The sequence below is a fragment of the Nocardia sp. NPDC051052 genome (assembly GCF_044456045.1).
Taxonomy (GTDB): domain Bacteria; phylum Actinomycetota; class Actinomycetes; order Mycobacteriales; family Mycobacteriaceae; genus Nocardia.
Map to the genome: position 1 here is coordinate 301,330 of NZ_JBITFL010000005.1, position 12,602 is coordinate 313,931.

18 protein-coding genes are annotated in these 12,602 nt (G+C 59.8%); 9 read left to right on the top strand and 9 right to left on the bottom strand.

The window, feature by feature from the left end:
* Positions 1-8: 8 nt before the first annotated feature.
* Both ACIBCN_RS19040 and ACIBCN_RS19045 read left to right on the top strand, forming a co-directional pair.
* Positions 9-1,043: a hypothetical protein gene (locus tag ACIBCN_RS19040; RefSeq protein WP_396992882.1), complete on the top strand. Its 1,035-nt coding sequence runs from the start codon at positions 9-11 to the stop codon at positions 1,041-1,043.
* A gap of 442 nt (positions 1,044-1,485) precedes the next feature.
* A complete protein-coding gene (locus ACIBCN_RS19045; protein WP_396992883.1) occupies positions 1,486-2,118 on the top strand; it encodes a DUF732 domain-containing protein in 633 nt (210 codons plus the stop codon).
* A 92-nt stretch (positions 2,119-2,210) separates the two neighbouring features.
* On the opposite strand, the gene ACIBCN_RS19050 is transcribed toward ACIBCN_RS19045, so the two are convergent.
* The 6 genes from ACIBCN_RS19050 to ACIBCN_RS19075 all read right to left on the bottom strand — a co-directional run bounded on the left by ACIBCN_RS19050 (position 2,211) and on the right by ACIBCN_RS19075 (position 5,822).
* Positions 2,211-2,420 carry a hypothetical protein gene (locus ACIBCN_RS19050; protein WP_396992884.1) on the bottom strand — a complete coding sequence of 70 codons (210 nt, stop codon included), beginning with the start codon at positions 2,418-2,420 and terminating at the stop codon, positions 2,211-2,213.
* A gap of 188 nt (positions 2,421-2,608) precedes the next feature.
* Positions 2,609-3,601, bottom strand: a complete 993-nt coding sequence (locus ACIBCN_RS19055) for a DUF3560 domain-containing protein (RefSeq protein WP_396992885.1) — start codon at positions 3,599-3,601, stop codon at positions 2,609-2,611.
* Positions 3,598-4,152: a hypothetical protein gene (locus ACIBCN_RS19060; protein ID WP_396992886.1), complete on the bottom strand. Its 555-nt coding sequence runs from the start codon at positions 4,150-4,152 to the stop codon at positions 3,598-3,600. Before ACIBCN_RS19060 ends, ACIBCN_RS19055 begins: the two co-directional genes overlap by 4 nt.
* 14 nt (positions 4,153-4,166) lie before the next feature.
* Positions 4,167-4,670: a hypothetical protein gene (locus ACIBCN_RS19065; RefSeq protein ID WP_396992887.1), complete on the bottom strand. Its 504-nt coding sequence runs from the start codon at positions 4,668-4,670 to the stop codon at positions 4,167-4,169.
* Positions 4,671-4,750: 80 nt separating this feature from the next.
* Positions 4,751-5,377 carry a hypothetical protein gene (locus tag ACIBCN_RS19070; RefSeq protein WP_396992888.1) on the bottom strand — a complete coding sequence of 209 codons (627 nt, stop codon included), beginning with the start codon at positions 5,375-5,377 and terminating at the stop codon, positions 4,751-4,753.
* A gap of 202 nt (positions 5,378-5,579) precedes the next feature.
* Positions 5,580-5,822: a hypothetical protein gene (locus tag ACIBCN_RS19075; RefSeq protein ID WP_396992889.1), complete on the bottom strand. Its 243-nt coding sequence runs from the start codon at positions 5,820-5,822 to the stop codon at positions 5,580-5,582.
* Positions 5,823-5,985: 163 nt separating this feature from the next.
* On the opposite strand from ACIBCN_RS19075, the gene ACIBCN_RS19080 reads away from it, so the two are divergent.
* On the top strand, positions 5,986-6,408 hold the full coding sequence (locus ACIBCN_RS19080; RefSeq protein ID WP_396992890.1) for a hypothetical protein: 423 nt from the start codon (positions 5,986-5,988) through the stop codon (positions 6,406-6,408).
* 221 nt (positions 6,409-6,629) lie between these two features.
* Positions 6,630-7,073, top strand: a complete 444-nt coding sequence (locus ACIBCN_RS19085) for a hypothetical protein (protein ID WP_396992891.1) — start codon at positions 6,630-6,632, stop codon at positions 7,071-7,073.
* A gap of 206 nt (positions 7,074-7,279) precedes the next feature.
* On the opposite strand, the gene ACIBCN_RS19090 is transcribed toward ACIBCN_RS19085, so the two are convergent.
* The 3 genes from ACIBCN_RS19090 to ACIBCN_RS19100 all read right to left on the bottom strand — a co-directional run bounded on the left by ACIBCN_RS19090 (position 7,280) and on the right by ACIBCN_RS19100 (position 8,333).
* On the bottom strand, positions 7,280-7,522 hold the full coding sequence (locus ACIBCN_RS19090; RefSeq protein ID WP_396992892.1) for a hypothetical protein: 243 nt from the start codon (positions 7,520-7,522) through the stop codon (positions 7,280-7,282).
* A gap of 137 nt (positions 7,523-7,659) precedes the next feature.
* Complete coding sequence (locus ACIBCN_RS19095; protein WP_396992893.1) at positions 7,660-7,854, bottom strand: DNA-binding protein; 195 nt, start codon at positions 7,852-7,854, stop codon at positions 7,660-7,662.
* Positions 7,851-8,333, bottom strand: coding sequence for a helix-turn-helix domain-containing protein (locus ACIBCN_RS19100; protein ID WP_396992894.1), 483 nt, complete (start codon positions 8,331-8,333; stop codon positions 7,851-7,853). Before ACIBCN_RS19100 ends, ACIBCN_RS19095 begins: the two co-directional genes overlap by 4 nt.
* Positions 8,334-8,462: 129 nt before the next feature.
* On the opposite strand from ACIBCN_RS19100, the gene ACIBCN_RS19105 reads away from it, so the two are divergent.
* The 5 genes from ACIBCN_RS19105 (at position 8,463) to ACIBCN_RS19125 (ending at position 12,522) form a co-directional block, all read left to right on the top strand.
* Positions 8,463-9,143, top strand: a complete 681-nt coding sequence (locus ACIBCN_RS19105; RefSeq protein ID WP_396992895.1) for a helix-turn-helix domain-containing protein — start codon at positions 8,463-8,465, stop codon at positions 9,141-9,143.
* Positions 9,144-9,374: 231 nt separating this feature from the next.
* Positions 9,375-9,845, top strand: a complete 471-nt coding sequence (locus ACIBCN_RS19110; RefSeq protein ID WP_396992896.1) for an ImmA/IrrE family metallo-endopeptidase — start codon at positions 9,375-9,377, stop codon at positions 9,843-9,845.
* 86 nt (positions 9,846-9,931) lie between these two features.
* A complete protein-coding gene (locus tag ACIBCN_RS19115) occupies positions 9,932-10,750 on the top strand; it encodes a hypothetical protein (protein WP_396992897.1) in 819 nt (272 codons plus the stop codon).
* Positions 10,751-10,845: 95 nt separating this feature from the next.
* On the top strand, positions 10,846-11,220 hold the full coding sequence (locus ACIBCN_RS19120; protein ID WP_396992898.1) for a hypothetical protein: 375 nt from the start codon (positions 10,846-10,848) through the stop codon (positions 11,218-11,220).
* An 84-nt stretch (positions 11,221-11,304) separates the two neighbouring features.
* Positions 11,305-12,522 (top strand): tyrosine-type recombinase/integrase, encoded by a 1,218-nt coding sequence (locus tag ACIBCN_RS19125; RefSeq protein ID WP_396992899.1) that lies wholly within the window; start codon positions 11,305-11,307, stop codon positions 12,520-12,522.
* The last annotated feature ends 80 nt before the right edge of the window (positions 12,523-12,602 follow it).

A 12,602-nucleotide genomic window follows, 5' to 3' on the forward strand; every position in this document is an offset into this window, starting at 1 on the left:
CGACGGCAATGAGCTTCCGTGCGTACATCGCACTGATCGATGCTGCGGAGAAACTGCTGACCAAAGCCGGCCAAAAGACCGCCGAACAGCGACTCATCACGCTGCGCGGCATCTACTACGGCACGACCTGGTCGCTCGATTACGACGTCGAGAGCAAACGCTCTGTGCCAGCTGCGCTGATCCGCAATGCGGGATTTCTCACCTACACGATGGGCAATTCCCCGAAAGACCCCAGACCCGCGTTCGGCAAGACCACGCTGCTCCGTGATCTGAAGAACTCACAGAGCATGGTCGACAGCGGTCGCTCGGCTGATATGGGGCATCTCCTCATCGGCTTGGAGACCCGCACGAACTCCGCGCGCACAACCATGTTTCCCGAAGGCGGAACCGGTCTTGAAGTTGTGACGTGGATGGGCGACCTCGGCGGTGGCGCAGCGAACCTCGCGAGGAAAAGAGTGAAGACGCCCTCGCTCGCTGTCGACTATGTATTCCATAACTCGTCCTCCGACTATGGTGTCTCCGACAACCTCGAAGGCGACGTCGCCGCCTATCTCGTGGCCGCCGGCGGTACGCCGGGCGGGGCGGCGGCCTTCGGCTCTGGTGGCGTGGCCGACGTGCTTCGTGCGTATCTGCTGCCAGCCACGGCCAGCGCCTGGCGCGACCGAGCGGCCTCGTTCGTGAAAGCGGTCGGCGGCACCACGTCAAGCAAGGGCATCACCAATAAGACTGACTTGATTAATTCACTGGCGAAGAAGCTCACCGAATTCGGCTACTGGTATGCAGCGACGCGCTGGGTTCCCACCGGTGAGCTCGTCGGCCAGGACGCCCGCCGCACCTGCGAACTGATGCAGGGTGCCGCCCGCGAGATCGCGACGGTGTTCGTGGAAACATTGTCGACAGCGATCGCCGCCGCACCAGCGAAGATAGACGCGGAACCCCCGTACCCCACGCCAACCTTAGGGGGTACGTGCAACAGCGTCCTACTGAAGCTGGCCGCGATCGGAGGCAGCGTGCAAAAACCATTCAAGGGGCTCTTGGACTGATCGGCCCCAACGGCTCACGCGAGGCCGGATTCGATGAGAGAGTCTCACGACGGCTTCGTAAATGAAGCCGAGACGAAATCGCTCGTGAGATTACGAAGCGCGCTGTGAGACCCTACACGCCCGTCGATGACCGCTACTAGCGCCGGGACAAGCCCAGGACACCTGTACCGCCACCCGGAACCCGCGCGCTCCGGGCGGCGTCAAATCTGAGCATGGACTTCGATGAGCGGCAAGCCCTGATCGATGATGGATTCGACCCGGATGATCTGCGACTTCAGCTGAGGATGGCCGCTGCCGTCTACTGGCTGAGACGTCGGGCCATCGAGGCTGGGATCCGCCCGGCGCGGCGACCTCGGCGGCGGGGGTGTTCATCGGCGAGGTGAGATGGCGGGCGCTCAACTGCTCTGTGCGCCAGCTCAATTGAGGGATACACTGCGTCGGATTGCTGATCTTTCAAGGGGGCTTAATGAAGAACCGCGTCCGGGATGTTGCTCTGATTTCAGCGCTCAGCGCTGCGTTGATTGCGGGACCGGGACTGCTATCTGCGGTCGCGCACGCTGATGCGAACGAGGAGGGCTACCTCATGTTCCTCGGGCAGCACGGCCTCGAACGTGGCGGGGCCAACCGGCAACCAGCTCTCGATGCTGGCCACAAGGTCTGCCAGGCCCTCGACAGCGGAGCCGACGCAGGAGCTGCCACCAAGGCAGTGGGGTTGAGCGATTGGTCGAACAGTGTCGTCGCCTACGCCGCTACCCACAATCTCTGCACCCAGTACCAGGATCTGATCACGACCTGGACCGACATGCCGCCCTACGTTCCCCCGGCCGGACCGACCAACACGGAACGGGAAGGCAACTTCGTCGACGGACTCATCCGTATGGGACTACTGCAATCGAACGCGGATGCCGGAGTCCGGACCTCCGCGACGAAGGTCGGATGGGCCATCTGCGGCGAGTTGGACCAGGGGAAGAACAAGGCCGACGTGACGATCGAGTTGTACAAGTACCACTCGAAGCGAGACGCGGCGATGTGGGTTGCGGTCGCTATCGACGAACTCTGCCCCGCCTACAAGTAGCGGGCGTTCGAGTGCCCTTCAGAATGTAGACCGGACGAGAGATGGCCGCCCTGACGTTCGGGGCGGCCATCTCGTAGCGTGTGGTCGATCGCCTACTGGAGTTCGAGCTCGTCGGTCACGTCCTCGCCGTCGTAGGCGACTCGCACTTCACCACCCCGCTCGATCACCATCGCGAACAGCGGCTTTCCGTGCTCCAGCAGCTGGGAGAATACGGGCCCGAAGTCTTCCATCAGGGTTGCTGGTCCCGTGACCCGGAGGACGATTTCGCCAGTTCGGCCTTCCTCGTCGTGAGTGGCGGGCATAGCTCCCTTTCCTGTTTCGGGTGGCCGCAAGTCCGCGGCCGGCGGATGTTCAGGTGCTGCCCGGCAGGAGGAACCCGCCGGGCAGCAACCGGCCTACTCGGTCAGCTTGTCGCGCACTTCCATGACTGCGACCCTCAGCCCATGATGTTGAGGGTCGCCGAGTGAAGTGTCCAATCGGTGAGTCGGCGTCAGTGGGAGAAGGGGAATCGTTGGTTGATCTCGACGGCGGGGAGCTTGTCGAGGACCTTGCTGTACTCGATCGGCTGCGCGAGTTCGCCGGGAAGGGCGCGGAAGACCTTCACCCCCACGTCGTAGCGGCCCTGCACCGACAGCGATTTCGAGTTGACCCGCACCACCTCGTGCCAGACACCGACTCGGAACGAAACGAAATCACCTCGCTCGAAATCGTCGCGGCACCACAGCTTCGCCCCGGAGTGCTCGAGGACCTTGTGCCAGTAGTCGATCTCCTCTAGCCGTTCGAACATGTCGGCGCGCTCGATCAGCAGAGCCACACCGTTGTATTTGCCGGAGTCGATGCCGCGGATGGTGCTTCGAAGTTCGGCCTCCAGCCGCTCGATACGGCGCCGGGTGGTGCCGGTGTGTTCGGTGTGCGTTTGGAACTGAGCTGCCGACTGTGCGAGTGCGAACAGCTCTTTGGCGTCGTGATAGAGCTGCCACGCGCGGCCTTCCCGTTTCCACAGCCGGTCCAATAGCCGCAGATGCCGGGGAGCTGAGTAGTGGTCCAGGAGCACTGGTGTGCCAGCCAGTGCGTCGTAGGTGGTCCGGTTTTCGGACATGATGTGTTCGTGGGTCCACATGTTCTTGCGGGCCCGATATTCGCGGTAGTTGGCCCGGTTCGCCGCTCGGTCGTACTTGTCTTGCATGTGTTCGGCGAACCCGACTGCCGGTGTGACACTGTCGATGTCGACCGCGATGGTGTTCCCGGCCTCGATGAGCCGATGTTGTGCGGTCTCGATTTTCCAGGTGTTGGCGCGGTGGCGACGGGAGTTCGGCAGATACCAATAAGCCTCTCCGAGGTCTTCGTCGTCGGGCAGATACTTGGAAGGCCGGAAGGTGCAGGGCCACTCGGTAAGTGATTCACTGACACGGCGTGCCGCGAACGTAGCCCCGAACACGAGCGTGCCTTGTTGCCGGTTGTGCCTGATAACGAGATGGGTCACGGCTGGTACCCCGTCAGGTCGGCCAAGCGACGGTTTACTGTGCGCCAGCGCGAATTCAAATCGGCGATCGTGGCACCGATCTCGTGGAGCTCATCCATCGTGTGAACGATCTTCGCGTCGTGCAGCCGCTGTGGGGTGTGCCAGTACGCCAATACTTGGCGAGCGAACTCGGCCAGCAGAGGCGTCATTGGTTGTGCTCCGAATCCGATCCGGAATACGCCGTCGGTCCAGAGCGTCCCGGCTTTGACTGGATCGAATCGTGTTCGTTCGTCTTCGGCGACCAGTTGCACGTTGCCGGTGTGTCGCCCGGAGCTGATCATGAGGGGCCGTTCTGCGTCCGGGACGGATTCGTGGTCGGCGTTGAAGGTGCTCGGGGATAGGTCGATGACGAACAGCCAGATGCCGTGTGCGTCGTGATCGGAGTGGTTGGCGTGGGATCGCTCGTAGTGGACGCTGAGCTGGCCGTTGACAGGGCCTTCAGCATCAAGTGTCGGGTGGCGATCGGCATCGAAATAGGCTGTCTCACTGAATACTTGGGGTAGTACGGGCATGGTGGGTCCTGGTCTCACGGCTGAGTGTGGGTGAGCTGAGCCTGATAGGCGATGGCCTCGGCGTGTAGGCGTCGTTGGAGAGCGATCTGCTGTTCGGTCGCAGCGATCCACCTGCGTGCGTGACCGAGCTTCGCGTCGCGCAGCCGCTCGGGCGTATGCCAGAACCACATCACTTCGTCAGCAAGCCGCTCGAGGGCAGTGTGGTCACGCCGAGGGGCCGGGCTCGGATCTCCTTGGCGACGGCATTCGAAGTAGTAGAGGTGGCCGCGGGCCGCGTAGCCGGAGTCGCGCGGATCCACCTCGGCCCAAATCCGCACATGTCCGTGATACGTGTGGGGCTCGCCGCCATCGTCGTCATCCACCAGCACCCCCTCGCGGCGGCTGCCGCCGTCCTCGAGGCGGATCGTGGGGGCATAGCTGATATGCAGATGCCAACCGCCTCCGTTGTAGTACTCCAACGCATACGGCTCGTACCGCACAGCGACACGGCCGGTCACCGCACCATGCACCTCCAGCACGCTTTCACCGCTCAGGGTGCGTATCTTCGTTTCGGCAATCGTTGCTTGGGACATTAGTCTCTCCCGGAAAGTGACCTCTATCAGGCGATCTCAGCGATGTACGCCGCGATCAGCTCCAAGATGGGCAGGGTGTGCGGGTGGGTGACGTCGATGACGAAACGTGACCCGTCGATGAGACCGGGTGTGTTCTCGCTGAGCGAGTGATCGGTGAGGACCTGCACAAACCTCACGTCGGTTCCCTCGAGCGCCAGCTGCACGCGGGCACCGTCGATGAACACTTCGTGATCGCTTGCGGCGCTGAGTCGTTCGCCGAGCTGGGCAGCCAAGGCCTCGCAGCCAGCGGCCGTGCGTGCGGCGTGCGACTCGGCGTCGATGGCCTTGGCGATCGCCGATTCGTAGCTGCTGGGGTCGTCGGGGTCGAGGAACGCCTCGGTGATCTGAGCGGCGATCCGTTCGTCTGCGGTATCGATCGGCACCGTCATCGTGTGGAAGCGACGGGTGTCCACGAACCGCACGAGCGCAGGCTCGATGACACCACCGATCCTGAGGTCGCCGTTGTCGGTGTCGAAGGTGAGCAGCAGACAACGGCGCAGCGGGGCGCGAAGCACTGCCTCCAGGGGGAAGAAGGGCTGGCTGACGGTCCACTCGAGGCCGAGATAGCGGCTGATCTGGTGAGCGCGATCAAGGGCAGTGGGCTGAGTGTTCATGACTCGATTTCCTCAAGCTTGTCGTTGGGATCGCAGGGCACGTACGCCGATCGGGCCCAGAGATTGGCAGTCGGCGGAGGTGTGTTGTGTTGTGCTACAAGGCGTTTGCCGCACACGCAGATCTGCATAGTCCGGGAGCCGCAACAAATAACGGCAACCCGTTGGGGCACAGCCCTGCGAGTTGCCGTCGTATGCGGTCGACCTAGTCGTCGCTGGTCTTTACGGGGTGCCGTGATGCTTCGTCGGCCTCGGCGAGGGCAATGTCGGGGGTGTCGGTGACCCGGCCGCCGGTCACGTAGCCGTTGGGGTCCAGCCTTAGCCAGACCGCGCTGGTCGGCAGGGTGACCACCAAGTAGCACGCGCCCCGCACGCGTTTGTCGTAGAAGTGACCGACTCGGGTGAGGTGGAATGTCCACCCGTTCTTCGCCGCTAACTGCGCGTCCATATTCAATTCTCCTGCTGGCGTAGGAATGCCATTACTGGCAGAAATGACATTACATCACAATTCAATATTGGCAAGATCAGAAGATTTCTGTTGCTTTCGCATTCTGTGACTCAGTAGTGTGCCTGGAGTCAGCAATGACATTCCCTACGCCAAGGAATACCCCATGTCAGTAATTATCCCCGTCAATGAGTCTGCCTTTACTCAGAACTTGTTGGACCACTACGACCGGCGAGCCATAATCGCACGTCTGAGAGGCCGTGAGCTGCGGTATCCCCGCTGGGCCGCTGAGGGTGATTGGGTACGGATGCCCACAGGAGAGACGCATCGAATCGCCTATATCAACGGCACCGAGGGACACCGGAGAACACAATTCGCCAACGACCCCGAGCGTCAGTTCTTCCTCGAAATCAACGGACTGATGAACTACCGCGGCAACGTCCGAGCGGGCGTACCGCTGGAGATTCTTCACGAAACCCAAGAACGGAAACGAGCCCGATGCACGATTCTGCATCACCGCGACTCCCGCTTGATTGAATTCGACACCGAAGTGACCGTATGGCGGTGCCCGCCACTGCGACAGCACTAACCTGGCGTGACTCGGTGACGACGTGCAGGGCCGTGCGCTGCGGTATGTCGGCATCGTCTTCAGCACCCTCGCCCACGCAGACTCCGGCGATCTGCTGCAGGTCCGACTCCACGTGGCTGCCGAATCGGTGGTCATCGCCATCCATGCCGGAGCCAGCCGTGCCGACATCGACACAGTCGTCACGGCCGCCATCACCACACCCCCTGACAAGGACCGACCCAGTGACCAAGTCCGACAACCTCAACCCCAGCCAACCCGACCAGCCGTCCGTCTTGATCAGCCAATCCTCGTCCGGCGCAGGTAGCCATCAACTCCAACAACGCACGACCACCGAGGAAGCTGACGCGATCGCTGACCTCGCCCAACCCATGTCCAAGAGCATCGAGGTTGTGATCCTCGGTCCGAATCTGCCTGACCAGGACAACCATTGGGAGTTCCATGTGCACGTGGCCGGGTGCACCACACTGGACGATCCGCTCTACGACCGGCATGCCGAAGACAAGGCAGTCGTCCACCGCCTCCGCTCGCTCCGCGAAGCCACGTTGGAAGCCTTCTCTCCCAGCGAGTTTGGCTACGACCCGTCGAACTGGCCCGACTTCGCCGAAGACCTGAAAGTCTGCGACTGCGTCCGCTGGCCTGGTGAAGTCCGACACGACTCCGAATAATCTTCCCGCAGGATCGAGCAACACTGGCGATCCGATGTGTGAAGGCATGCGGTAGTGAGCCTTTGGGGACGATAGCGGCGCGCTGCGATCCGCTCCTCCAGGTGCAGGCGACGGTGGCTGCCTAGGTTGAAGCGGGGGCCGGTCCGATCGAGACATTCCGCTCCGGAACGGCGGACACGACCGCCGGCATTGACACCGCGGGAAGCTCACATTGCCGCCTTCATGGTGGCCTCGGCCTCGGCTGTCAGATGAGATAGAGGCACTCGCAGCCAGCCGGAAGCCGCCAGTAGCTCATCGATTTCGAACGGGTACAGGCCGCTGAGGCGGTTACGGGCGGTCCGCGGTGAGCATCCGATGGCTCGGGCAAGTTCGGGTGTCTTCTTCTGCTGGCGTGCCATCTCCATACGGACTGCTTCCGCTACCAGCTGTGTTTTGTCGTGTCCGCTCATTACCAATCCGTTGAGTCGGGGTTGCCTGCACGCCGGACAATGACCATGCATTGTGCAGGGCAGTCTTGTATCCTCGCCGTCAGCGATGTCGTAGCGCTTGGAGCCGTAGCGGCTCCGCGCTGGGGGTACGAGGTTGTTCAGGGGGAGTTATCTGCTCGCACGAATGTGTTTGCGTGTTCGAACTTTTCGATGTCGGACCACCGGTATCGAACGGCGCGCCCGTACTTGATGAACTTCGGACCCGTGCCGTGGTACCGCTCGTCGGCGAGGCTTTGCACCGTGGTTCGCCGGTACCGCGCGTACTCCTCTGGCGTGATCAGTTCGGGCTTCATGCGACCACCTGCGCCCGCCGGACCCGAACGAGGGCCGCCTGCTGAGCCCCCACATACCTGTCGAACGAATCGCGGTCGATACGGAGCCGCGTCTGCACCCTCAACGCCGAGAGCTGCCCTGCCGCAACCAGATTGTTGACCGTGCGGCGCGAGACCCGCAGCCGTGTAGCGACCTCCTCCAACGTCAGATACGTCGAATCCTTCGACGAGGACTGCGGTTCGGATTGGACAGAGGTAATCGCCAGCACATCGATGTCGAGTGCCTCGGCGAGGGCATCGGCCAGTTCCGTCGTCAGCCGCCGGCGACCGGCTTCGATGTTCCCGAGATGCGCCGGATTGACACCGATCGCCTGCGCGAGGTCTTTCAGCGGCAACCGTCTGACGGTTCTGAGAGCCCGGATGGTCGCCCCGACTCTCTCATCTGTGTCGTGTCTCAAGTTGTTCCCCACGAACGCAACAGTAAGAACGCGCGTTCCCATTCGTCAACGCCTCTGAACAGCTACGTTCCTGTTTGTATCAACGATAGAACGCTGCTATGGGTTCCAAAATACGAAAGTAGCAGGTCAAGACGGCTAGACAGTAGGCAAAAATTTTCGCATAATGTGGCTGTGCAAGAAGACGATTGGACACGGCTGGGACGCTACGTGCGTACACGCAGGAAGGCCGTCGGCTTCGCGACGGCCCGCGCTCTAGCCGCTGAGATGGAGGTGCACGAGCGGACCATCGGAAACATCGAACGAGGAGCGCGAGACTCGTACAACGCCAGTACGTTGACTGCTCTCGAAGGCGCACTGGGTTGGTCTCCCGGGGATACCGGGCGGATCTTGGACGGCGGCGAACCAACGGTTCGTACAGCCGAGACGAGCAACCCCCTCGGCGTAAACCAGCCACTCGAACCGAAAGACCTACGGCTGGAATCGGCGCAAGTCTTCGAGTTCTTGCGAGTCACCGAACACTTTTCGGGTGTGCTCACATCCAATGCAGGTAATCCGATCGACTGGAACGATGTCAAAAGCATCTACGACGAACTCGTCGCCGCCGTGACAGATCTATCTCGCGAATACATCACCAGAATGGTGGAGCTAAATGGACGGCCAGGGGGGCCACTATCGCCACTTGTTGAATTTGCTATCCGCAACTATCTGGATGAATCGCCCTACATCGGTACACCAGATGATCGGGAATTGATCGAACGCAAGTATCGTCGGTGGCTTGCTGGCCGAAACGTCGAGCTGACACCCGCCGAGGAACTGATGTTTGGGGAAAGGTGGCGAAGAAGTGCTGGGTGACCTATCGGTAGACAGCATTAGTGAGGAGCTATCCGCGATACTAGGCAGACCGGTGTCTCCGCAACATGTAAACGACGCGAATCTTTCCATCGAAACGTGGAACAGGCTTATTCGTCTACGGCGGTATCAAGGTTCAAATCTTGGGGTGCGATACCGAGCGACCGACTTGACCGGTGAGCGTCTCGCCAAAATCGTAAACGCGTTATTGCTACAAATCGACGGCGTAGTCTGATGGAAGAGAAGGCGCGCCGTGCGGTAAGCAGGCTGCAATTTACGCGACCATGGACTATCGCCCAGGCTGTGGAGGAAATATCAGCCAAGGGTGGAAAACCTATCAAGCTTCGTCCGGTGTCTGGTGAAAAAATCATCGACGACTTCGGTCCCGAGGTATCTTCCGTATGTATTAGCTGGAAACTAGAATACATTATTGTTTATTCGAATGACACCCCAGTGCCTCTACAGGAGGTATCGATTGGCCACGAGTTGGGTCATATAGTCTTTGGCCACTTCTCCAAGAGTGACACGAGCATGCTGTTCAAATGCGGGTTCCACGATGATCACGAAAGGGAAGCCGAATGGTTCGCCACCCATCTGATGGCACGTGCAGACGACTATCGGACGGAATTGCTTCCGAGTTCGATAACGGGGCGTAAGCGACGGATCCTAACAAAATTTGTTAAAGATCTGGGTTGGTCAATGTGACATTTCTATCTATACAAGCTGCCCTGCATATCTGTATCGGGGCCGTGTGCGTAGCTGTTGTAGCAAGGCAATTGTTAACAAGAGGTATGCTCGGCGAAATTCATTGGTTTCTGATCTCCTTCCTGCTAGTAATTCTGGTCGATGATGCCATAGTTTTCGATCCGGCGATCCAGGAATTGACCGGCGTCGCTAACCTCTCTAGATTGATCCTATTAAACCTCTACGCAGTGTGTTTCTTGCTGGTCTCCGAGGTGGCCGGTATATTGACCGGCGATGGGAGGATGGCGCGCGTTATTTCGCGTCTTTTGACCGCGGCATCATGTCTAGTCTTTAGCATCGGCTTCCTGAATTCACCGGCGGCACGGATCCCATCGAAACACATCTTCTCCGACTATGGGCACACTCCGGCGCTGACTGTAATGCGAGTGGGTTTTCTACTCCCTGCACTGATTGCATTCGCAAGGATCTGTATCGGAGCACTTCTCGCGAGAAAAGCGATCGGCAGATCTGAAGTTTCACAAGTTTTCTATGCACTCTTCATTGCTGGAGCCTCTGGGGTATTCACCGTAGGTTCTGTGGCACTACGCAGTGTATCGAATACAACGGAGGGGGACGGTTTTGCCTTCGCGCGCGATATCGGTCTTAGCGCCATCGCGATCAGTCTCGCATATGCGGCATTGGCATACAATTGGCTAAAGCTTCGAAAGCGGCTTATTCGATTTAGCTCCTTACGGAAGCAAATCGAAGCGTGGCGCGGGATCGAGGACCGCTCGGGAATTCTGGATCCAAACATCGTGACAGGGACGAGCCTTGCCGCGCTCTGGAACGCTGCCGCAGACAGTAGGGCCACATATCGCCTGATGATTGAGATTGCGGAATCGCAAAAGAGGGGCATAGCGTACTGAATATTCCATAGCTGAGGCGAAGTTATGCTCAATAATTTTCGGCTGAATTAGTCGCAAGGCACCGCAACGGTCAAGTAAATACGAAAGGTAGCGAAATGATATCGCAGACACTTGAAATGCAAAGGGTCGTACCGGCCGACCTTTCCTCCGGCGTAGGTTTAGCGGAGCAGCCGCGACGCTATGCATTCGCCATTACCTACGTGGACGTCGTCTTCAACTCCCGTGAGGAGTCGGCCCGCATCTTAGCCGCACTTGACGCCTGCGATATTTCGAATCGCCACTTATTCCAGACTCGAATAGAATGTCTCAACTCGAGGTCGGATAATGAAACCCTCGCGCGGTTCAGGACCGAATGGTACGACGCGACCCTCGCTCGAACCGGGCAGGGCGATTTAGCGGTGCTGGTTGCAAAGAAATTCGGAATCGATGTAGGTCGTCTTGCGGTGACACATCAGGAGATTATCAACTAGTCTTTCTGTTAGTCATGATGGGGTGCGTGATTCGATCACGCGCCCCATTGCTTTTCAAATTGCATCAACAAGGAGTTGGCCCGCATGAGCAACGTTCGGCTAGCGGAGGGCAAGCGCGGTAAACCAAGAGCGTACGAAGACAAAAAGCGGAAGGATGCAGGTAAAAAAGACTACTGGCGGGGCGTGTGCGCCTATCGCTGCGTTGGTATGCCTGAGCCCAAGAATGCTCAGGCATACCGAGAATCGGCGGCTAAAGCCGAGCGCGCAGCGTCGGATAGGGCCGATGAGTTCCTGAGAACCAAGAAGCCGGCCACGGTCGGAGGTATACCGACGAACATAACTGTGTTCGGTCTGTGTGACCTGTGGATACGTCGGTACGAGAAGAACACGAAGAGTCGTGACCAGTCCGTCGGATACTACAAGCGGGTGATCTACAAGGCGGAGAAGCGTCCGAAGCCCGGGGTCGTGAAGATCGAAGGCTCAGACCTGGGGAAGATGACCGCCGTGGGCGTCCTAGCTTCACATGTCGAGGCGCACCTGGACCTCGTGCGGCACACGCCCGCCGTCGCGAAGAAGCATCGACTGGCCCTGAAGCAAGCCTTCCATCTGTTGTACAAGGAAGGTCTCATACCGTTCAATCCTGCCAAGGAATCTGACCCCATCACTCTCGAGAGGCCGGAGCCCAAACCGTTCACGCCGGAGCAGTACCAGCGCTACCTACATCTTGAGAAGGTCTACTTCGCCCGGCATCCGAACGCCAACCGGGAGCGATATCAGGATGTGCGACAGCTCATGTATGACATCGTTGGACGGCCAGGCGAAGCCCTAGCGACACGGATCGAGGAAGACCTCGAACTGGCCGAGCAGGTTGTGAAGGTGCAAGGGACGATCATCGTCTACGGCGCGGACGGCGGCCGGTGCAAGCCGTATCGGCAAGACATGCCGAAGACCGATGAGTCGGTTCGAAGCGTCAAGGTGAGCGTCGCCACGGTGGTGATGCTTCGGCGGCGGAAGCTCGCCGCGGCGCCAGGACAGACGCTTGTGTTCGTGAACCGCAACGGCAACCCGATCAGCCCCCAAGACTTCTGGGAAGTCTGGGCGAAGATCGTCAAGGGCTCAGACCTTGAGTGGAGTACCCCCAAGGCGCTCCGTAAGACGGCCATGAAGCGCATCAAGGAGAAATACAAGCTTCCGGCCGCCCAAGCCGCAGGCGGGCACCGTACGGGCTCACGCGTGACAGAAGACAGCTACACGGGCCGGGATGTGGTCGTCGCGGACTTCAACGACGCACTCCACAGCTAATTCGTGCCATAAACGTGCTATGGGGGCTGGATCCTGGTGTCTGTGCAGCTCAGAGCGCCGGACTGTGATTCCGCATGGTG